Source organism: Massilia sp. Soil_C_3, assembly GCF_057657035.1.
The window spans coordinates 97531-117631 of sequence record NZ_JBDGJG010000009.1; the positions used below are offsets into that span (position 1 = coordinate 97531).

Consider the following 20101-nt stretch of genomic DNA (forward strand, 5'->3'; position numbering starts at 1 on the left):
AAGAAAGGTAAGAAAAAGATGAAAACGACGATGAAAACCGTGCTGGTGGCCCTGATTGCCGTGACCGCTTCGCAAGCGATGGCCCAGGAATCCCCATGGCTGGTGCGCGCCCGCGCCGTGCACGTCGACCCGGACAACAAATCGACGCCCGTCGGCGGCGTCGGCGCGGCGGACCGCCTCGAGGTGAGCAGCAAGACCATTCCCGAACTGGACATCAGCTATTTCTTCACCCCGCACATCGCGGCCGAACTGATCCTGACTTATCCACAGAAGCACAAGGCCCGCCTGGACGGCGCCGAGATCGGCACATTCAAGCACTTGCCGCCAACCCTGAACCTGCAATACCACTTCACCCCCGGCGCGGCCATCAGCCCTTATATCGGCGCCGGCGTGAACTACACCCGCATGTCGAGCGTCAAGCTGCTCGACGGCGCCGGCGACCTGGAAAACGATAGCTGGGGCCTGTCGCTGCAGGCCGGCGTCGACTTCCGCCTGAACGAACACTGGTCGATCAACGCCGACGTCAAGAAAGTCAACCTGCGCAGCGATGTGTACGTCGGCGGCGCCAAGGCCAGCCACCTGAAGGTCGATCCGGTGCTGTTCGGCCTGGGTGTCGGCTACCGCTTCTAAGTGTCAGCTCACGCCGGTTCGCGACTGGCGGACCGGCGCGACAGAGGACCATGCATATGCCGTCAAGCAGTATGAGCCTCTCCACCTCTTGCGCGTGATCGCGTCCTGCCCGTCTTCCATGGGCGAGCTTCCAGCAAAAGTATCGAATATGGGAACGGGCGGGGCGCGACCCACGCCTTATATTCAGCGCGGCCGACTATGCTGCGTTATGCTGCGAGCACCGCGCGCAGTGGCCCGCGCAGGGCATTGCAGACGACGATGTCGTCGGCCTGCGCCAGCATCGCGCGCTGAATCACGGCTTCGCGCGCATGCCACGCGGGCGCGGCCAGCATCACGCCGCGCATCACGCCCGGCAGCACGCCGGCCGTCAGCGGCGGCGTGAGCCATTCTTCGCCGAAGCGCAGGAACACGCTGCTGCGTCCTCCTTCCGTCAACTCGTCACGCTCATTGAAGAACAGCATATCGAAGGCGCCTTGCGCCTCCGCTGCCTTCCACGCCGCGTCGTAGCGGCCGCGGATGCTCGTCTTGTGGCGCAGGAAGACGTCGCCGCTGTGCGTCGGCTCCTGGGCCAGCAGCAAGGTCACCGGTTCGTGCAAGGGCGTCAGCTCGCCCGACGTGAGCGTGAGCGCGCCGGCATGGTCCACCGCCAGGCGCAGGCGGTGCAGCGCATCGGAGGGCAGGGCCTGGCTGGCTTCCAGCAGCGCCACGTGCGCCGCGCCGCGGTCAAAGGCGAAACCGAAATAGGCGCACGATGCGCTCAGGCGATCGAGATGCTGCTCCAGGTGGCGGCAGCCATGCTCGCGCGAGGCGCGGATGGTCTCGAAGATGGTGAACTCGTTGGAGAGGCCCGTGAGGAAACGCGCCTTCAGCTGGCACTCGGCGTATTCGGATTGCGCATCGCTGTCGTACACGATGCCGGCGCCGACGCCCAGTTCGCCGCGCCGAATACCGTCCCTAGGTGCGCCCAGCGCCAGCGTCCGGATCGGCACCGACAGGCAGAAGTCGCCATAGGCACGGCCCGGTGGCGCCGGATCGAACCAGCCGATCGCACCGGTATAGATGCCGCGCGCATCGGGTTCGAGTTCGTGGATGATCTCCATCGTACGCCGTTTCGGCGCGCCGGTGATCGAGCCGCACGGGTACAGGGCCTTGAAGATCTCTTCCAGCCCGGCATCCGCGCGCAGGCGCGCCTGCACGGTCGACGTCATCTGCAGCACGGCGCCATAGCGCTGCACTTCGAACAGGGCCGGCGCCTCGACGCTGCCGGTCTGCGCCACGCGGCCCAGGTCGTTGCGCAGCAGGTCGACGATCATCAGGTTTTCGGCGCGGTTCTTGGGGTCTTGCGCGAGGGCCTGCGCGCGCGTGGCGTCAACGTCAGGGTCGCCGCTGGCCGGCGCCGTGCCCTTCATCGGCCGCGCCACCAGCATGCCCGCTTCATGGCGCACGAACAGCTCGGGCGAGAACGACAGCACGGCGCCGCCGTCCGGCAGCGTCACCAGCGCCCCGTACGGCACCGGCTGGCGCGCGCGCAGGCGCGTGTACAGGGCGAGCAGCGGACCGAAGGCGTCGAAGCGCAGCCGCCAGGTGTAGTTGACCTGGTAAGTGTCGCCGGCGGCGATGTAGTCGCGGATGCGGTCGATAGCCCCGGTGAACTGCACTTCATCGACATTGGCGGACATGCCGGCGACGCCGGCCGGCTCGAGGTCCATGCTGCGCGTTGCCAGCCACGACGCCACCTGTTCGCCCGTCATGGACTCGCAGTGGGAAAACAGCAGCACCTGCGCCAGCGGGCCGGCAAGGGGCCAGGCCGGCAAGCCTTCCAGGTGTGCGCCCAGTTCATAGCTCAGCAGCGGCACGGCGTGCAGGCCGTCCTGCAGCGCCTGCGACAGCGCCGCCACCAGCTGCGGCCAGCCGGCCGCGTCCTCGCACCTCAGCGTGCCCGCATGGCCGCTGTACAGGCGCGAACGGGCCTCCTGCGTGGCGCGGGCATCGTCCAGCAACGCGAAGACTTCGCCGGTATCCATCCTTCGGATTTTACGCCGCCAGCAGCAGGGACAGCTGCAGCGACGTGCCCTCCATCGGATTGAGCTTGAAGCCGGTCTTTGCGAAGCGGTGCCAGCGGCCGGTGACATAGTTCACCAGCAGACTGGCGCGCGCGGCAACGTCGGCTTCTTGGCCGTGTCCCTGCGTGACGGCCAGGCGCAGCGCTCCCTTGAAGGCCAGTTCGACCTTGTCGTAGAACTGATTCATGCGGTGCTGCAGGCGCTCGTCTTCATTGACCAGCGCGTCGCCGATCAGCACCCGGGTCATGCCCGGGTTGTTGGCCGCGAAGCCGAGCAGCATCTGCAGCATCGCGTGCGCCTGCTCGATGCCGCCTTCTTCTTTCTCGGTGATCTGGTTGATGACGCCAAACACCGACGACTCGATGAACTCGATCAGTCCCTCGTACATCTGCGCTTTGCTGGCGAAGTGGCGGTACAGCGCCGCTTCGGACACCGACAGGCGCGCCGCGAGCGCGGCGGTCGTGATTTTCTCGCCCTTGGGCTGCTCGAGCATCGAGGCCAGGGCCTGGAGGATTTGCAGCTTGCGCTGGCCTGGCTTCGTGCTTGCCATGGGATCCCTAGGAGTTGTTATTGGAGCGGCGCAGTCCGGAGAGCCGCGTCGGAAGTTGCCGCACGGATTTTACTTTGACATTGACGTAACCGGGGCATTTCAGGGTCCTCGGGAGGGGTGCTTTTCCAATCGGATCGCTCATACGGAGGTATTGTGTGACCCAGACGGTACGCAACCCCAGCTGGCGCGCGGTGCGCAGGTTGGCCAGCGTGTCTTCGACCAGGATGCAGCGCTGGGCCGCGATGCCGTGTTTGCGCAACAGGCGGCGCAGCATCAGCTTCGACGGTTTCGGCCGCAACTGCCCGTGCACGTGCATGTGCTCGATCGCCACATGATGCGAAAAGTGGTTGTGCAGCTTCAGGCGGCGCACGATCTCGGTCGAATAGCTGTTTGGCGCATTGGTCAGCAAGATCTTGCGGCCCGGCAGGCGACGCAGCAGGCGCGCCAGGCCGCGCTCGGCGCGCAGCAGGGCGTCAAGTGGGCCGATGTCGTGGGTCTGGTGCAGGAAATCTTTTGCGCACACCTGGTGGTGGCGCATCATGCCGAGCAGGGTGGCGCCGTAGCGCTTCCAGTAGCCCAGGCGCGCGGCATCGACCATCTCTTGCGTGGCCGCCACGCCATCGATGCTCAGCACGCGCGCGATATACGTGTTCATATTGGCGCTGATCGCCGGGAAGATCGCGTGCGAAGCGTCGTGCAGGGTGTTATCGAGGTCGAACAGCCAGACCGGGGCTTGGAGGGATGAGGTGGACACGGAAAATCGAATCGCAGTGATGGCAACACGCGATTATGCCAGCGGCGCATGACAACGTCATGGAACGAGGTGAAAACAGAGGGGAGGGGTACTGCAGGAAGAAATGGTGCCCTTGACGTGGATTGAACACGTGGCCTCTCCCTTACCAAGGGAGTGCTCTACCACTGAGCTACAAGGGCAACTTGGTTTTCCGTGGCGACAGTTGCCGCCACAAAAAATTTAGTGAGACCGGATCATAGTGCCAAAAGCCTGTTCGGTCAAGACTTCCAGCAGTAAAGAGTGCTCGATGCGGCCATCGATGATGTGTACGGTGTTCACGCCCGACTTCGCGGCGTCCAGCGCCGACGAGATTTTCGGCAGCATGCCGCCCGAGATCGTGCCGTCGGCGAACATCTCGTCGATCTCGCGCGCCGACAGGTCGGTCACCAGATTGCCCGCTTTATCTTGCACGCCGGCGATGTTGGTCATCATGATCAGCTTTTCGGCTTTCAGGATTTCCGCGATCTTGCCGGCGACGACGTCGGCATTGATGTTGTAGGCCTGGCCGTCCTGGCCGAAACCGATCGGCGAGATGATCGGGATGAAGGCGTCGTCCTGCAGCGCTTTGACGACGGCCGGGTTGATCGCCTCGATCTCGCCGACGAAACCGATGTCGAGGAACTCGCCCGGTTTTTCCTTGTCGGGCATCGCCATGCGGCGTGCGCGGATCAGGCCGCCGTCTTTGCCGGTCAGGCCGACTGCCTGGCCACCGTAGTGGTTAATCAGCATCACGATGTCTTGCTGAACTTCGCCGCCCAGCACCCACTCCACCACTTCCATGGTTTCTTCGTCGGTAATGCGCATGCCTTGCACGAAGGTACCCTGCTTGCCGATTTTCTTCAGCGCATTGTCGATCTGCGGGCCGCCGCCGTGGACCACGACCGGGTTCATGCCCACCAGCTTGAGCAGGATGACGTCGCGCGCGAAGCCGTGTTTCAGGCGTTCTTCGGTCATGGCATTGCCGCCGTATTTGATGACGATGGTCTTGCCGTGGAAGTTGCGGATGTAGGGAAGCGCTTCGGCCAGGATCTGTGCTTTCAGCGCCGTCGAAACGGCGGTCAAGTCGTCAGGTTGGTCGTCGGTGTTCAGGCTGGTCACTTGAGCGTTCATGGAGGGTCCGAAATAAATGTCGCGAGATTTTACAGCCAATGTCGTAAAGGCAGCGTAAACCTTGCGGGGAAAGGGCGGCGTCCTGTTGTATTTTATGGCAGCAATCGTTACTTTATCAGGTATGAGTATTTGTACGCGCTGCGGCGCCGAATTTGGATGCGCGATGACGGATGGCGCACAAGAGCCGTGCTGGTGCACGGCCCTGCCGCCGGCCGTCGCCGTGCCGCAAGAGGCGCTCGGCTGCTGGTGTCCGGACTGCCTGCGCGCGCATATTGCCGCGCAGCCCATGCCGATTGCGCCGAAGGCCGGCTGACACCTCAGCGCCGCGTGCGAAAGAAGCGCATCATCTCGCGGCTGGCATCCGGGCCCTTGCCGTCCGTATAGCTGCCGCGCGCATTGCCACCGAACCAGGCGTGGCCGGCGCCATGCACCACCCAGTGTTCCGCCCGCACCGTGCCGTCGTCGTCCGGATACAGGGTGCGCGTGTAGGCATGGCCGTCCGGCACGTGGCCGGGTTCGGCCATGCCGGGACGGGCCAGGTGGCGCGCGCCCTGGGCGACCAGTTCCTCGCCATTGGCCGGATGCACGGTGGTGTCGCGGTCGCCGTGGAAGACGATGATCGGCAAGGGCTGTCCGCTCGTTGTGCCGCGGCGGAACTCGCCCTTCATCGCCGCCAGCGCCGACGACAGATCGTTGGCCGAGGCGAAGGGCAGGCCGGAATGCACGCCCACCGCCGCATACAGGTCCGGATACAGCGTGCCCATGATGGTCGCCATCGCGCCGCCGGCGGACAGGCCGGCGACATACACCTGGCTTGGGTCGACCGCATGGGTGTCCATGATCGCGCGCGTCATGCCGGCGATGATCGAGGGTTCGCCTTCGTCGCGGCGCTGGTCGACCGCATTGAACCAGTTCCAGCAGCGCGAGGGATTGGCGCCCTTGCTCTGCGCGGGATACAGCACCAGGCAGCCGATCTCTTCGGCCAGCACGTTCATCCGGGTGCCGGTGGCGAAGTCGTCCGGATCCTGGGTGCAGCCATGCAGCATCACCAGCAGCGGCGCCGGCGTGCCGGCGTCCGCGCTCGCCACGCTGCCGGGCACGTACAGCTTGTAGTCGCGGCGGCCGGCGGCGTTGGCGTGGTGACCGTCGACGAAGGTTCCGGGTCGGGCTTCGCGCGGCGGCTGCGCCTGCGCCGGTGCTGGCGTTGGTGTTGGTGTTGGTGTTGGTGGCGGAGCGAAGTCGCGCATCTGGCGCTGGGCCACGCGCTGCATGACCGCAGCATTCTTGAGGGCTTGCTGTACCGCGGCGCCAGGCGCGGCCGGTCCAGCCCGCCACAGCGATCGGGTGGCGGCGCGCATCTGGGCCAACATTAGTCGGTGGAGTTTCATGGCATTCCTTTTTGTGCACTGCACAATTTCACGCCATGAGCTTACACTAACCTGTCAATCGTTGCCGATTGGCTGTTGCTGCAGTATTTATGCGACGGTTTACCCACACCCTTCCACGTAGTCGACGGCCGGCTTGATGCCGGCGCGCATGGTTGTCAGTTTTCCTTTGCTGGCTTCGAAGATCAGCGCCTTGTTTTCGCCTTTGGGCAGGACCAGGACCTGGCCTTGCTCGTCGTATTTGTGGAGTTCGCTGCGCAGCGCGGGTGCGTGGCGCAGGGCCTCCTTGGCCGACATGCGCGCCGTGATGCCGGCGCTGTTGCGCACCACCGCTTTGGCGTCGGCGCGCACGATCACGCCGTTCTCGACCATGAAGCTCACCTGTGGATAACGCTTGAAGCGGACGATGGGGCAGGATGGATCAAGCGGCCGCGGCGTGGCGCGCTGGCCCAGCTTGCGCTCGACCTGGTCGAGCCGCTGGCCGAACTGGATCTTGCCATAGCCATCGGGCGACATTACCTGGCTCGAGGCCGTGGCGGATACGCCCAGCAGGGCGGTCATGACGATGAAACGAATTTTCATGGGCAACCTCATGCAGCAAATTAATCGATGCGGCACTGTTCCAGGGACAGTGCGTATTGACGAGTATAGTGACTCACAGGCAAAAACGGCGCTGGCCTGCCGGACGCGCGATAATGCCGCCTCCGACATATATACGCTTAGGCTTCAGGCAATGGATCCAGAACTGCAAACCCCCGTCCCTTCGCCCTGCATCAATATCTGCAAGATGGTCCCGGAAACCGGCCTGTGCCAGGGCTGCATGCGCACCATCGACGAGATCCGCGCCTGGCGCAATGCCAGCGAGGACGAGAAGCGCGCGATCTGGGCCGAGATCCGGCGCCGTGAAGCTGGGATGTTCGGCGACTGAGGCAGGTAGACCTTTAGAGGGAGAAATCTAGCACGATCGTTCTTTTTTCGAGGCTATAATGCCTCGTCAACTAACCACCGAGAGCTGCCCATGACGATGCCCGCCGTGCTGCAAGACCTGTCCCTTCCCGTCATCGCTTCGCCGATGTTCATCGCCAGCGGTCCCGCCCTGGTGGCGGCCCAGTGCAAGGCCGGCATCGTCGGTTCCTTCCCGGCGCTCAATGCCCGTCCGGCCGAGCTGCTCGACACCTGGCTGACCGATCTGCAGCGCGAGCTGGCCGGGTACGCGACCGCTAATCCGGGCGCGAAAGTGGGTCCGATCGCGGTCAACCAGATCGTCCATCAATCGAACGACCGCCTGGCGCACGACGTCGAGGTGTGCGTGAAGCACCAGGTGCCGATCATCATCTCGTCGCTGCGCGCGCCGCCGCGCGAGATGATGGATGCCGTGCATTCGTATGGCGGCATCGTGCTGCACGACGTGGTCTCGATCCGCCACGCCGAGAAGGCGCTGGAAGCGGGCGTCGATGGCCTGATCCTGGTGGCGGCCGGCGCCGGCGGCCATGCCGGCGCGCTGTCGCCGTTCGCGCTGGTGGGAGAAGTGCGCAAGTTCTTCAAGGGGCCGATCGCCCTGTCCGGATCGATCGCGACCGGCGACGCGATCCTGGCGACGCAGGCGATGGGCGCCGATTTCGCCTACATCGGTTCGCGCTGGCTGGCCACGAAGGAATCGAACGTCAGCGACAGCTACCGCGACGCGATCGTCGAATCGCGCGCGGCGGATGTGGTGTACACGAACCTGTTCACCGGCGTGCACGGCAACTACCTGAAAAAATCGATCGTGGCGGCCGGGCTGGATCCGGACAATCTGCCGGAATCGGACAAGAGCAAGATGAGCTTCGGCTCGGGCGCAGCCAAGGCCTGGCGCGACATCTGGGGCGCGGGCCAGGGCGTGGGCCTGATGGACGACGTGCCGACGGTGGCCGAGATGGTCGAGCGGCTCAAGCGCGAGTATGACGCGGCGCGGGCGCGGCTTGCGCTGTAAGAGCGTGACTGCAAGCTCGATTTGAACGCGTCGGCGGCGAAGCCGGCTGCGCGCCCCGGCCAACCCTACGCCTCAATCCGCCGGCTTCAGGTCTTCCGGACGAATGGTCCACAGCCCCGGCAGGTTGCGCCAGTAGCCGTACACGTCCATGCCGAAGCCGACCACGAACTTGTTGGGCAAGGTCAGGCCCACCAGGTCGGCCTGGATCGGCTTGGCGCGGCCCAGGTCCTTGTCGGCGAACACCACGACGATCACTTCGGCGGCGCCCATGTCGAGCAGGCGCTGCTTGACGTGGGCCAGGGTCTCGCCTTCGTCCAGGATGTCGTCCACCACCACGATCTTGCGGCCGACGACGTTCTGGCGCGGGATCACCTTCCACACGATCTCGCCGCCGCGGTCTTCGTCGCCATAGCGGCTGACGTGGATGTAGTCGAAGTCGAGCGGGAAGCTCAGTTGCGGCAGCAGGTGGCCGGTAAACACCACCGCGCCGCCCATCACGCCCAGCACCAGCGGGAATTCGGCGACGCCTTCGGCGCCGAAGCGGGCATTGAGTTCGTCGGCGACGCGCCGCACGGCGGCGTTCACTTCGACGGGGTCGACGATCTGGGTGGCATTCGCCAGTAGCGCTCGCGCGCGCTCATGGTGGAAATCGTGCATGGTCTTCAGTTCAGTTGAGTGCGGGACCATTATGCGTCATCCGCCAGAGCCATGCGTTCCGGTTGGCCATTCAAGAGGATTGCGGCGTATGATACGTGGCTTGGAAAACCAAACCGACGCATCCAGCCATGTCCCATAACGAATTCCAGGCCGCACGTGCAGGCCGCCTCGCGCAACTGCGCGCCGCCATGGCGCGCCACGGCATCGACGCCTATATCGTCCCGTCAAGCGATCCGCATCTGTCGGAATACCTGCCCGGCCACTGGAAGGGCCGCGAATGGCTGTCCGGCTTCACCGGCTCGGTCGGCACCTTCATCGCCACCGCCGGTTTCGCCGGCGTCTGGACCGATGGCCGCTACTTCACGCAGGCCGAGACCGAACTGGCCGGCTCCGAGATCGCGCTGATGAAGATCCCGGGCGCCGCGAGCCAGTTGCACGTCGACTGGCTGGCCGCCAACCTGGCCGCAGGCCAGACCGCCGCCGTCGATGCGCGCGTGCTAGGCCTGGCCGGCGCCCGCCTGTTGAAAGACGCCCTGGCCGCCAAGGGCGTGACCCTGCGTACCGACATCGACCTGCTGGACGAGGTGTGGAGCGAGCGTCCGTCGCTGCCGCTCGAACCCGTGTTCGAACATTTGCCGCCATACGCCACCGCCACCCGCGCCGACAAGCTGCATGCCACGCGGGCCGCGATGGAGGCGCACGGCGCGGGCTTTCATTTCATCTCGACGCTGGACGATATCGCCTACCTGTTCAACCTGCGCGGCGCCGATGTCAGCTTCAACCCGGTGTTCCTGGCGCATGCGCTGATCGGCCGCGGCGACGCGACCCTGTTCGTCCTCGAGGGCAAGGTGCCGGAAGACGTGCGCGCCCGCCTCGAAGCCGACGACGTGCACCTGGCGCCGTACGCCAACGCCGTGCATGCGCTCGAATCGCTGCCGGAAGGCGCGACCCTGCTGCTCGATCCGCGCCGCGTCACCGCCGGCATGCGCGCCGCCGTGGCTCAGGGCGTGAACGTGGTCGAGGCGATCAACCCGACCACCTTCGCCAAGTCGCGCAAGCTGGAAAGCGAGACCGTCAACGTGCGCGCCGCGATGGAGCAGGATGGCGCGGCGCTTTGCGAATTCTTCGCCGCGCTCGAGCCGTTGCTGGCGGATCCGAACCGCGCGCCGCTGAATGAAGTCGACATCGACACCCGCATCACCGCAAGCCGTGCGCGCCGCCCCAACTTCGTCAGCGCCAGCTTCTCGACCATCGCCGGCTTCAACAGCAATGGCGCGATCATGCACTACCGCGCCGAGAGCGCCACCTGCGCCGTCATCGAAGGCGACGGCCTGCTGCTGATCGATTCGGGCGGCCAGTACCTGGGCGGCACCACCGACATCACGCGCGTGATCCCGGTCGGCACGGCTAGCAGCGCGCAGATGCGCGACTACACGCTGGTGCTGAAAGGCCTGATCAACCTGTCGGCCGCGCGCTTCCCGCGCGGCACCCGCGCGCCGATGCTGGACGCGATCGCGCGCGCCCCGATCTGGGCCGCCGGCATCGACTACGGCCACGGCACCGGCCACGGCGTCGGCTACTTCCTCAATGTGCACGAAGGCCCGCAGACGATTTCGCCGGCGGTGCCGCCGGAGCCGCATACCGCGATGGAGACGGGCATGATCACCTCGATCGAGCCGGGCATCTATCGTCCGGGACGCTGGGGCATCCGCATCGAGAACCTGGTGCTGAACCAGCACGTCGAGACGTCCGAGTTCGGCGAGTATCTCGGCTTCGAGACCCTGACCCTGTGCCCGATCGATACGCGCCCGATCGACCGCAGCCTGCTGCGGCCTGACGAAATCGCGTGGCTGAACGACTACCACGCCACCGTGCGCGCGCGCCTGACGCCGCACGTCGAAGGCCCGGCATTCGAATGGCTGATGCAGCGCACGGAGGCGATCTGATATGGCCAGCTCACGTTCCACCCGCGCCAGCACCGCCGTCGAGCGCCTGAAGCAGCGTACCGGGAACAATCTGTACTCGATGGCGCGCACCGGCGACGGCCACTTCTACCTGTCCGAAGCGCCCGGCAGTCCGCCGCTGTGCGCGCCGATGGAGCTCGACGACTTCGTCGTCTTCGTCAAGGGTCTCGGTCCGCAGGAGCAGCCGCGCATCAGCAAGAACGACGTGGCCTTCGAGAAGCAGCTGGTCAAGAAAAAACCCTGACCGCCCGCCGACCATGAACACGATGCGCGCATGACGGAAACCAACCTGTTCGCGGCCTACTGGTCGAAGCACGAGCTGTTTGCCAATGGCCTGATCCTGTTGCACCTGGTCGGGGCTTTGCTGCTGGGCCTCCTGGTCGGCTACGAGCGCGCCTATCACGGGCGCGCCGCCGGCATGCGCACCTATGGCCTGGTATGCATGGCCTCGGCCGCGCTGACCATCCTCGCCGGCTATCCGGACCTGTGGTACGGCGGCCATGCGGGCCTGCTGGCGCCGATCGATCCGACCCGCATCATCCAGGGCGTGGTCACCGGTATCGGCTTTCTCGGCGCCGGCGTCATCATGCGCGACGGCTTCAATATCAGCGGCCTGACCACGGCGGCCTCGATCTGGGCCTCGTCGGCGATCGGCATCCTGATCGGCATCGGCTTTTATCTCGCCGCGATGGGCCTGGCCTTCCTGTCGGCGATGATCATGATCTACCTGAACCGCCTGGAGACCTTCCTGCCGTCGCGCCACGCGGTGGCGGTGCGGATGCGCTTCCGGCCCGAGTTCATGCCGCGCGAAGATGCGATCCGCAAGGTGGCGCTCGAGCGCGGCTACGAGATCGCCGGCAGCTCGCTGACCATCAGCAGCGACGAAGGCCGCCAGGAATGGCGCTTCGTGGCGCTGGCGCTGTCGCGCAAGACCGGCGCGCCGCTGTCGGAACTGGCGCGCGAACTGGCCGCCTTCGACGGCGTCGACTCGTTCCAGCTGTCGCACGCGCGTAATTGATGCACCGCGTGACGCGTCACTGACACGAAGCCGCGCTTTCAATCTCGCAACACCAATAACAACGCCAAACGGGGTTTTCCAATGGACGCACAAGAAGTTCTCGATTTCTGGTTCCTGCCACCTTCCGATCCAGGCCATGGCAAGCAGCGCGCCGAATGGTTCCGCAAGGACGACGCTTTCGACGCCGCCGTCCGCGAACGCTTCGGCGCCGCGATCGACCACGCCATTGCCGGCGGCCTGCGCGAGTGGGACCAACAAGGCCCGCGCGGCGTGTTGGCGCGCATCCTCGTGCTCGACCAGTTCACCCGCAATGCCTACCGCGGCACGCCGGAGTCCTTCGCCGGCGACGCCCTGGCGCTGAACGCCGCGCGCCAGCTGGTGGCGTCTGGCGGGCACCTGGACTTGTCGCCGCTCGAGCGGGTCTTCGTCTACATGCCGTTCGAGCACGCGGAAGACGCGCGCACCCAGGAGCAATCGGTCGAGCTGTTCACTGAACTCACCGCCAGCCACGAAGGCTTCAACGAGCAGCTCGACTATGCGCACCGTCACCGCGGCGTGATCGCGCGCTTCGGCCGCTTCCCGCACCGCAATCCGATCCTGGGCCGCGCCTCGACGCCCGAAGAACTCGATTACCTGGCCACGCCGGGTTCGGGTTTCTGAGGTGGCGCTGACCCTGAACCTGGTCGGCGCCGGCCACGTCGGCAAGGTGCTGGGGCGCCTGCTGTCGGCAAGCGGCGTCTGCGTGGTGCAGGACGTGCTGACCCGCTCGCCGGCCAGCGCCCGGGCGGCGGTCGATTTCATCGACGCCGGCCGCGCCTGCGCCGACATTGAGGAACTGCGTGCGGCCGACATCTGGCTGCTGGCCGTGAACGACGACCAGATCGCGCCCACGGCTGCCGCATTGGCAGAGGCGCATGACGTCAAGGGTGCGGTCGTGTTCCACTGCAGCGGCGCCAAGGCGTCGAGCCAGTTGCAGGCGCTGGCCGACCAGGGCGCGCTGGTCGCCAGCGTGCATCCGATCCGCAGCTTCGCCGATCCCGACGCCGTGGCGCGCGACTTCGCCGGCACCTTCTGCGGCATCGAGGGCGAGGCAGAAGCGCTGGCGCGGCTGGCGCCGGCGTTCGAGGCGATCGGCGCCCGCCTCGTGACCATCGATGCCGCGGCCAAGACGGTCTACCATGCGGCGGCGGTGTTCGCGTCGAATTACCTGACCACGGTGCTCGACGCCGCCCTGCGCGCCTACCAGGCGGCCGGGGTGCCGGAGGCGATCGCGCGCGAACTGGCGCGGCCGCTTGCCAGCGAGACCATGGCGAACGTGTTCCGCCTCGGCCCGGCGGCGGCCCTGAGCGGGCCGGTGGCGCGCGGCGACCACGCGACCGTGGCGCGCCAGCAGCAGGCCTTGCTCGACTGGGACGAGGCGACCGGCAGGCTGTACGAGGCGCTGGTGCCGCTGACGGCCGACCTGGCGCGGCGCAAGCACGCCGCTTCATGATTTCAAGACAATAAGGAAAGCACGATGTTCTTCACTGCCTGGGCCACCCTGGCCGTCCTCGGTGTGTATTTCTGGACCTGGGGCGTCGCCGGCTATGCCCGCGTGCGCTACAAGGTGCCGGCGCCATCGATGGATGGTCCCGAGGCTTTCCAGCGCGCCCACCGTGTCCAGATGAACACCCTGGAGATGCTGCCGCTGGTGCTGGTGCCGTTGTGGCTGTGCGCCACCTTCCTGGGTGACCTGTGGGCGGCCGCTGGCGGCCTGCTGTGGTGCCTGGGCCGCATCCTGTATGCGGTCGGCTATTACCGCGACCCGGCGAAGCGCGAAGCTGGCTTTATTTTGGGCATGCTGGCTTGTGCCGCGTTAATCGGCGCCACAGTTTTCGGCTTATTAATGCGTTAAAGCGAAAAAAGCGAATACAAAGATCGACAAAGTTCCCTTATGAAAATATGCTTGAGGACTGACTACTAATTAGCATTGCGCGTCCTGTCCTGATGGTCACTGGCGCGCCAGGAGAACAATATGTTGTTTCTGAAGAGCACGAGTGTAACCAAGGCGCCAGGGATCTATGAGGTCGACGTCGCAGCCAAGCCGCCAGGCAAGACTTTTGGCGTCTTCCTGGCCACCGACCCCGAAAATCCGCCGCACACCGTGCTTGCCGGCCTGGCCGAACTGGGTTTCCAGAACGTCCACCAGCAAAACTATGTGCACCGCGACAAGGGCAAGGTGCTCGACCTGCATTTCCAGAAGGACGGCACCGATATGTTCAAGGGCTGGAAGGCGGACGAATGCAGCGTCAACCTGGCCGCCATCGACGCCCTGTTCGGCAACGTCGGCATCAAGGTGGCGCCGCGCGTGATGAGCCTGGCGGAAGCCTACGCCTGATCTAGGCCATCACTTCCAGGTGATACAGGGCCCAGGGGCAGGCGCCGAAACGTTGCGCCACCGGGAGCGCCGCCATTTCCGGCACCCGGTCGGCGTCGTACACGGCCCATAGCGGCCCCAATCCACCCAGCGGCATAGCCTTGCCATCCAGATGGGTGGCGACGATGAAATTCCACGCTCGCAACTGTCGCATTTCCAGTACTGCAGCATAGCCGTCGACCGCCCGCATCAGCACCTTGGCGGCATCGCGCGGCTTCGCGCCGGCCTGGGCCAGCACATCGGCCAGCAGCGGTCCGCGCAAGGTGTGCGGTTTGCCGTCGTATTCCAGGGTCGGACGGATGGTGCGCGCCGGCAGGGCGGCCAGGGCTGCGAAATCGAGGGCATAGGCGCGGTCGAACGCCAGCTTTTGCTTGGCCATCATCTGGTCGAGCGCCGGATCGAGGGCGCCGCGGTTGCTGCGCGTGATGGCGCCGGTGATGGTCAGCAGTGTCGGCCCCGCGGCCGGACCCGGGACCGTGCCTGTGCTGCGGCTGGCGAAGGCCGGCGCTGCACCGGCCAGCGCGGCGGCGCCGAGGAAATGGCGTTTGTCCATGCGAGAATGCGGTGTGGTGGAAAGTTCACCATCATAGCCGTCAATTTTGCGTATGGTTTGACCATGGACTTATTTGCCGACGACTCCGTACTGAGTCCGATCCCCCTCGAAGACGGCGAGCTCGCCTGGATGCCCCAGCTCCCACTGCCCGGGACCAATGCCGAGGTCATGGCCCGCCTGTTGCATGAGACTAACTGGCGCGAAGAAACGGTGGTGGTATACGGCAAGCGCCACCTGCAGCCGCGCCTGAGTGCCTGGTATGGCGATGCGGCGTATACCTATTCCGGCCTGCGCCTGCAGCCGGCGCCGTTCACGCCCCTGCTCGACACCCTGCGCAAGGCGGTCGAAGCGGCGAGCGGCCACAGCTTCAACAGTGTGCTGCTGAATCTCTACCGTAATGAGCGCGACAGCATGGGCATGCATAGCGACGACGAGCCGGAACTGGGACCGCAACCTGCCATCGCTTCGCTCAGCCTTGGCGCGGCCCGCACCTTCATCCTGAAGCATAAATACAACAAAAAGACGGTCCGGCTGGAATTGACGGACGGCAGCCTGTTGCTGATGCGCGGTGAAACCCAGAAATATTGGTTGCATGGCATCAATAAGATGACACGGACGTTACAAGTGCGGGTCAACCTAACTTTCAGGAAAATCGTCTAAACTGCTTGCAACCCCATTGATCCACGCGGAAATATTAATAACCGGCCGGTCATTAAGTTACACTTTCTTACAGTTCTTACGGAATCGGCACGGACTTGCTCTGTCGCCAGTGCTATCTTGATCACATCGCGATTCGTTGGGAATCACGAGCCAGATGAACAAGAAGAGGAATTGAGATGAAAAAGCTGATCGTTGCACTGCTCGCTACCACCGCCGCTGTCTCGGCTGTCCAGGCACAAGAATTCACCCCACGCGCCTATGTTGGCGCCGGTGTGGTGGCTACCGATTATGAAAAGCGCGTCCCAGGTGCAACCACCGCCGACATCGATACCATCAAGGCATCGGCCAAGCTGTTCGGCGGCTACGAATTCACCCCGAACTGGGCAGTCGAAGTCGGCCACACCGACTACCGCAGCGCCGACATCTACTACACCCTGGGCCCAGTAGCTGCCAGCGGTCAGGTCGATGGCCGTTCGACCTACGTCGCCGCCAAGTTCAGCTCGCCGCTGACCGAAAAGCTGGTCGGCTACGCCAAGCTGGGCGTGTCGCATGACGTGAACGAACTGGCAGCTGTCAACGCGTCGCTGAACCGTCGCGACAGCGACAACAACGCCTACGGCGCCCTGGGTGTGCAGTACAACATCAACCAGGACGTGGCAGTGATCGCCGAATACGAACGCTTCGGCGGCAGCCGCGACTTCGGCGTGCGCCCGAACGCACTGACCATCGGCGCGAAGTACTCGTTCTAAGCCGAACGAATCAAGAGGGCGCGGCGGTCAGCTAGCGCCCTGAACACGTCGTCGCCGCCACTGGCGACACCGACTCCCCGCGCAGGCGGGGACCCAAGTGCTGCCTGCGCTATCGAAACGCCGGCTACTTGGGTCCCCGCCTTCGCGGGGACGACGTTTTTGCGTTTACGAGTAATGCGGGTGGATCGGGCTAGTCACAGCCGGGCCAGCGCCAGGCCCTGCGGCCGCTGCACCCAGGGCGGCACGATGATCGCCGGTTCGGGCGCCGCATGTCCGGCCGAGATGAAACGGTGCAGCGACGACCACGGCCAGTCGCGTGGCTCGCGGCAATGGCCATGGCGCACGGCATCAGTGTGGACGTAGTCGACCAGGGCCGCATAATCGTCGTCCAGGCCGACCCGGTAGTGGCGGTAGTGGCGTTCCCAGAGCGCGCCATCGTCCACCCCGGACTGGCCGGTCTTGCGCAGTGCCTTCGAAAACGCAATCTTGACGGTGCGCCAGCGGCTGGAACAGTCGTGGTCGCCCGGTGGCAGGGTCCAGATCGCATGCGCATGATCGGGCAGGACTGCCCAGGCGTCGACGTGGAAAGGACGGCGCGCACGCGCCAGCCGCATGGCTTCGCCGAATGCGGAGATATGTTCGGTCAACAGGTGACTGCCGCGGTCGAGCAGGCGCACCGTGAAAAAGAAGGTCCCGCCGGGGACCCGGTTATTGCGGTAACTATGATGGCATTCGAGCATGGTCTGGCCAGCGCCGCGCGCACGAAGCGGCTGCGGTCGACGAGCTTCCGGTAGTCCTGATCGCAAACAGTTTTACATATTTTGCATTCTGACCCCGTTCCATTTCCGCTAGTAAAAAAGCCTGCCAAATGGCAGGCTTTCCCTTACGAAACAAGCGCTTGCTTTCTGTCTACCGATCAGGTGGTCAGCGGCTTGTAGCGGATACGCTTCGGCTTGGCGCCTTCTTCGCCCAGGCGTTTCTTCTTGTCAGCTTCGTATTCCTGATAGTTGCCATCGAAGAAGGTGACTTGCGAGTCGCCTTCGAAGGCCAGGATGTGGGTCGCGATGCGGTCCAGGAACCAGCGATCGTGGGAGATCACCATCACGCTGCCGGCGAACTCGAGCAGTGCGTCTTCCAGCGCGCGCAGGGTTTCGACGTCCAGGTCATTCGACGGTTCATCCAGCAGCAGGACGTTGCCGCCTTGCAGCAGGGTCTTGGCCAGGTGCAGACGGCCGCGTTCACCGCCCGACAGGTTGCCCACGACTTTTTGCTGGTCGGAACCCTTGAAGTTGAAGCGGCCCAGGTAGGCGCGCGACGGCATTTCGAAGCGACCGACGCTGAGCATGTCGGCGCCGCCCGAGACGTCTTCGAACACGGTCTTGCTGTTGGCCAGCTCGTCGCGGTGCTGGTCGACCAGTGAGACCTGGGCGGTCTTGCCAATCGCGACTTCGCCGCTGTCCGGCTGTTCTTTGCCGGCGATCATCTTGAACAGGGTCGATTTACCGGCGCCGTTGGGACCGATGATGCCGACGATGGCGCCTGGCGGCACGGTGAACGACAGGTTGTCGATCAGCAGGCGGTCGCCGAAGGCTTTCGAGACGTTCTTGAATTCGATGACTTCATTGCCCAGGCGCTCGGCCACGGGAATGAAGATCTCTTGCGTCTCGTTGCGCTTCTGGTATTCGAATTCGGACAGTTCGTTGAAGCGGGCCAGACGGGCTTTCGACTTGGCCTGGCGCGCCTTCGGATTCTGGCGCGACCACTCGAGTTCTTTCTGCAGCGCTTTCTGGCGCGCCGATTCGGTCGATTCCTCTTGCTTCAGGCGGGCCTGCTTCTGGTCCAGCCACGACGAATAGTTGCCCTTCCATGGGATGCCATGGCCGCGGTCCAGTTCGAGGATCCATTCGGCGGCGTTGTCGAGGAAGTAGCGATCGTGGGTGATGCCGACCACGGTGCCCGGGAAGCGCAGCAGGAATTGCTCGAGCCACTCGACCGATTCGGCGTCCAGGTGGTTGGTCGGTTCGTCGAGCAGCAGCATGTCGGGTTTCGACAGCAGCAGCTTGCACAGCGCCACGCGGCGCTTCTCGCCGCCCGACAGTACGCCGATTTTCGCGTCCCATGGCGGCAGGCGCAGGGCGTCGGCGGCCATTTCCAGCTGCAGGTTCAGGTTGCCGCCGTCGGAGGCAGAGATGATCGCTTCCAGGCGTTCCTGTTCCTTGGCCAGCGCGTCGAAATCGGCATCTTCTTCGGCATAGGCGGCGTACACGGCTTCGAGTTTGGCTTGCGCCTCGAAGGCTTCGCCCAGGCCGGATTCGACTTCCTGGCGCACGGTTTTTTCCGGGTCGAGCTGCGGCTCTTGCGGCAGGTAGCCGATGTTCAGGCCCGGCATCGGGCGTGCTTCGCCCTGGATGTCGGTGTCGATGCCGGCCATGATTTTCAACAGGGTCGACTTGCCCGAGCCGTTCAGGCCCAGCACGCCGATCTTGGCGCCCGGGAAGAAGGACAGCGAGATGTCCTTGAGAATTTGACGTTTCGGCGGGACGATTTTGCCCACGCGGTTCATCGTATAGACGTAATTGGCCATGCTTTGACTCTGGTGTTGTTTAAGGTGCACAGGATACGACAGAACCCGCGCCCGACACAGGATTTCTTGGCCGATGCCTGGAAATCCCATGTGGGTACTGCGCGATCAGGTTTTGGCTGGCGCAGGCTGCCGGCGCAGCAGGCCTTCGCCGGCGAACAGGATCAGCGCGCTCCAGATCAGCACGAAGCCGACCAGGCGGTCGGCGGTAAACGCTTCCTTGAACAGCCACACGCCGAGCAGGAATTGCAGGGTCGGCGACAGGTATTGCAGCAGCCCCAGGATCGACAGCGGGATCTTGCGCGCGCCGCTGGCGAACAGCAGCAGCGGGATCGCGGTCAGCGGGCCGGCCATCACCAGCAGCACGCGGATGGTGTCGGAGTCGGTATTGATGAATACGTTCTGGCCCTGCACCGTCAGCCAGATGACGTAGGCCGCCGCCAGCGGGAACAGCACGATGGTCTCGAACGACAGCCCCTCGAGCGCGCCGAGCGCCGCCGTCTTGCGCAGCAGGCCGTAGCTGCCGAAGGAGAACGCCAGGAACAGGGCGATCCAGGGCACCGTGCCGGTTTGCCAGGTCAGCCAGGCCACGCCCAGCGCGGCGATCGCGATCGCCACCCACTGGATGGTGCGCAAGCGTTCCTTCAGGATCAGGTAGCCCAGCATGATATTGACCAGCGGGTTGATGAAATAGCCGAGGCTGGCTTCGATCACGTGGTGGTTGGTGACCGACCAGATATACACCAGCCAGTTGGCGCTGAGCAGCACGGCCGACAGCACGAAGCTGAAGAATACCCGCGGCTGGCGCACCACGTTCAGCCATTTCCACTGGCGCCGCAACAGCAGGATGATCAGCAGGAAACCGAGCGACCACAGCATGCGGTGCGCCAGGATCTGCAGCGGCGGCACACCATCGAGCGCGTGGAAATAAATGGGGAACAGGCCCCAGCAGAGGAAGGCCAGGGCCGCGTAAATGATGCCGGAACGCATGGGAATGGGG

24 protein-coding genes and 1 tRNA gene are annotated in these 20101 nt (G+C 64.7%); 13 read left to right on the forward strand and 12 right to left on the reverse strand.

Going from position 1 to position 20101, the window contains the following annotated elements:
- Window positions 1–18 precede the first annotated feature (18 nt).
- Window positions 19–630 (forward strand): OmpW/AlkL family protein, encoded by a 612-nt coding sequence (locus AC3A6F_RS19290; RefSeq protein WP_147934944.1) that lies wholly within the window; start codon window positions 19–21, stop codon window positions 628–630.
- Window positions 631–836: 206 nt separating this feature from the next.
- Here the strand turns inward: AC3A6F_RS19290 and pabB are convergent, their stop codons facing one another.
- From pabB to argB, 5 genes are all read right to left on the reverse strand, one after another.
- Window positions 837–2654 carry an aminodeoxychorismate synthase component I gene (pabB, locus tag AC3A6F_RS19295; RefSeq protein ID WP_487683621.1) on the reverse strand — a complete coding sequence of 606 codons (1818 nt, stop codon included), beginning with the start codon at window positions 2652–2654 and terminating at the stop codon, window positions 837–839.
- Window positions 2655–2664: 10 nt separating this feature from the next.
- On the reverse strand, window positions 2665–3243 hold the full coding sequence (slmA, locus tag AC3A6F_RS19300) for a nucleoid occlusion factor SlmA (protein WP_487683624.1): 579 nt from the start codon (window positions 3241–3243) through the stop codon (window positions 2665–2667).
- A 7-nt stretch (window positions 3244–3250) separates the two neighbouring features.
- Entirely contained in the window at window positions 3251–3997 is a 747-nt protein-coding gene (locus AC3A6F_RS19305) for a pyrimidine 5'-nucleotidase (RefSeq protein ID WP_123068523.1), read from the reverse strand.
- A 104-nt stretch (window positions 3998–4101) separates the two neighbouring features.
- Window positions 4102–4176 (reverse strand) — tRNA-Thr (locus tag AC3A6F_RS19310).
- A 40-nt stretch (window positions 4177–4216) separates the two neighbouring features.
- Window positions 4217–5146 carry an acetylglutamate kinase gene (gene argB / locus AC3A6F_RS19315; RefSeq protein ID WP_123070878.1) on the reverse strand — a complete coding sequence of 310 codons (930 nt, stop codon included), beginning with the start codon at window positions 5144–5146 and terminating at the stop codon, window positions 4217–4219.
- A gap of 121 nt (window positions 5147–5267) precedes the next feature.
- On the opposite strand from argB, the gene AC3A6F_RS19320 reads away from it, so the two are divergent.
- Complete coding sequence (locus tag AC3A6F_RS19320; RefSeq protein WP_487683629.1) at window positions 5268–5459, forward strand: cysteine-rich CWC family protein; 192 nt, start codon at window positions 5268–5270, stop codon at window positions 5457–5459.
- A gap of 4 nt (window positions 5460–5463) precedes the next feature.
- Here the strand turns inward: AC3A6F_RS19320 and AC3A6F_RS19325 are convergent, their stop codons facing one another.
- Both AC3A6F_RS19325 and AC3A6F_RS19330 read right to left on the reverse strand, forming a co-directional pair.
- The gene (locus tag AC3A6F_RS19325) at window positions 5464–6534 is read right to left on the reverse strand and encodes an extracellular catalytic domain type 1 short-chain-length polyhydroxyalkanoate depolymerase (protein ID WP_487683631.1); all 1071 of its coding nucleotides are present in this window, start codon (window positions 6532–6534) and stop codon (window positions 5464–5466) included.
- Between the two features lie 99 nt (window positions 6535–6633).
- Window positions 6634–7113, reverse strand: a complete 480-nt coding sequence (locus AC3A6F_RS19330) for a hypothetical protein (RefSeq protein ID WP_487683634.1) — start codon at window positions 7111–7113, stop codon at window positions 6634–6636.
- A gap of 151 nt (window positions 7114–7264) precedes the next feature.
- Here AC3A6F_RS19330 and AC3A6F_RS19335 point away from each other — a divergent pair, with 151 nt between their 5' ends.
- Window positions 7265–7459 (forward strand): DUF1289 domain-containing protein, encoded by a 195-nt coding sequence (locus AC3A6F_RS19335; protein WP_487683637.1) that lies wholly within the window; start codon window positions 7265–7267, stop codon window positions 7457–7459.
- 90 nt (window positions 7460–7549) lie between these two features.
- A complete protein-coding gene (locus AC3A6F_RS19340) occupies window positions 7550–8503 on the forward strand; it encodes an NAD(P)H-dependent flavin oxidoreductase (protein WP_487683640.1) in 954 nt (317 codons plus the stop codon).
- 72 nt (window positions 8504–8575) lie between these two features.
- Here AC3A6F_RS19340 and AC3A6F_RS19345 read toward each other — a convergent pair whose 3' ends face one another.
- A complete protein-coding gene (locus AC3A6F_RS19345; protein ID WP_487683643.1) occupies window positions 8576–9160 on the reverse strand; it encodes a hypoxanthine-guanine phosphoribosyltransferase in 585 nt (194 codons plus the stop codon).
- A 128-nt stretch (window positions 9161–9288) separates the two neighbouring features.
- On the opposite strand from AC3A6F_RS19345, the gene AC3A6F_RS19350 reads away from it, so the two are divergent.
- From AC3A6F_RS19350 to AC3A6F_RS19380, 7 genes are all read left to right on the forward strand, one after another.
- Window positions 9289–11106 carry an aminopeptidase P family protein gene (locus AC3A6F_RS19350; protein ID WP_487683646.1) on the forward strand — a complete coding sequence of 606 codons (1818 nt, stop codon included), beginning with the start codon at window positions 9289–9291 and terminating at the stop codon, window positions 11104–11106.
- Between the two features lies 1 nt (window position 11107).
- Window positions 11108–11368 (forward strand): hypothetical protein, encoded by a 261-nt coding sequence (locus tag AC3A6F_RS19355; RefSeq protein WP_487683649.1) that lies wholly within the window; start codon window positions 11108–11110, stop codon window positions 11366–11368.
- Between the two features lie 30 nt (window positions 11369–11398).
- Window positions 11399–12142: an MgtC/SapB family protein gene (locus tag AC3A6F_RS19360; protein WP_147934933.1), complete on the forward strand. Its 744-nt coding sequence runs from the start codon at window positions 11399–11401 to the stop codon at window positions 12140–12142.
- 81 nt (window positions 12143–12223) lie between these two features.
- Window positions 12224–12802, forward strand: coding sequence for a DUF924 family protein (locus AC3A6F_RS19365; RefSeq protein ID WP_487683652.1), 579 nt, complete (start codon window positions 12224–12226; stop codon window positions 12800–12802).
- Between the two features lies 1 nt (window position 12803).
- Window positions 12804–13634 carry a Rossmann-like and DUF2520 domain-containing protein gene (locus tag AC3A6F_RS19370; RefSeq protein ID WP_487683654.1) on the forward strand — a complete coding sequence of 277 codons (831 nt, stop codon included), beginning with the start codon at window positions 12804–12806 and terminating at the stop codon, window positions 13632–13634.
- A gap of 24 nt (window positions 13635–13658) precedes the next feature.
- Entirely contained in the window at window positions 13659–14036 is a 378-nt protein-coding gene (locus AC3A6F_RS19375) for an MAPEG family protein (protein ID WP_123070890.1), read from the forward strand.
- A 120-nt stretch (window positions 14037–14156) separates the two neighbouring features.
- The gene (locus tag AC3A6F_RS19380) at window positions 14157–14519 is read left to right on the forward strand and encodes a hypothetical protein (RefSeq protein ID WP_320473108.1); all 363 of its coding nucleotides are present in this window, start codon (window positions 14157–14159) and stop codon (window positions 14517–14519) included.
- A gap of 1 nt (window position 14520) precedes the next feature.
- Here the strand turns inward: AC3A6F_RS19380 and AC3A6F_RS19385 are convergent, their stop codons facing one another.
- Window positions 14521–15111, reverse strand: a complete 591-nt coding sequence (locus AC3A6F_RS19385) for a putative pterin-binding protein (protein WP_487683658.1) — start codon at window positions 15109–15111, stop codon at window positions 14521–14523.
- A gap of 63 nt (window positions 15112–15174) precedes the next feature.
- Here AC3A6F_RS19385 and AC3A6F_RS19390 point away from each other — a divergent pair, with 63 nt between their 5' ends.
- Together AC3A6F_RS19390 and AC3A6F_RS19395 are read left to right on the forward strand one after the other, a co-directional pair.
- Window positions 15175–15771: an alpha-ketoglutarate-dependent dioxygenase AlkB family protein gene (locus AC3A6F_RS19390; protein WP_487683661.1), complete on the forward strand. Its 597-nt coding sequence runs from the start codon at window positions 15175–15177 to the stop codon at window positions 15769–15771.
- A 176-nt stretch (window positions 15772–15947) separates the two neighbouring features.
- Window positions 15948–16520 carry a porin family protein gene (locus AC3A6F_RS19395; RefSeq protein WP_487683664.1) on the forward strand — a complete coding sequence of 191 codons (573 nt, stop codon included), beginning with the start codon at window positions 15948–15950 and terminating at the stop codon, window positions 16518–16520.
- A gap of 194 nt (window positions 16521–16714) precedes the next feature.
- Here the strand turns inward: AC3A6F_RS19395 and AC3A6F_RS19400 are convergent, their stop codons facing one another.
- The 3 genes from AC3A6F_RS19400 to rarD form a co-directional block, all read right to left on the reverse strand.
- The gene (locus AC3A6F_RS19400; protein WP_487683667.1) at window positions 16715–17260 is read right to left on the reverse strand and encodes an REP-associated tyrosine transposase; all 546 of its coding nucleotides are present in this window, start codon (window positions 17258–17260) and stop codon (window positions 16715–16717) included.
- A 176-nt stretch (window positions 17261–17436) separates the two neighbouring features.
- Window positions 17437–19104, reverse strand: a complete 1668-nt coding sequence (ettA, locus tag AC3A6F_RS19405; RefSeq protein WP_487683670.1) for an energy-dependent translational throttle protein EttA — start codon at window positions 19102–19104, stop codon at window positions 17437–17439.
- A gap of 105 nt (window positions 19105–19209) precedes the next feature.
- Window positions 19210–20091, reverse strand: coding sequence for an EamA family transporter RarD (gene rarD, locus AC3A6F_RS19410; RefSeq protein ID WP_487683672.1), 882 nt, complete (start codon window positions 20089–20091; stop codon window positions 19210–19212).
- Between the last annotated feature and the right edge of the window lie 10 nt (window positions 20092–20101).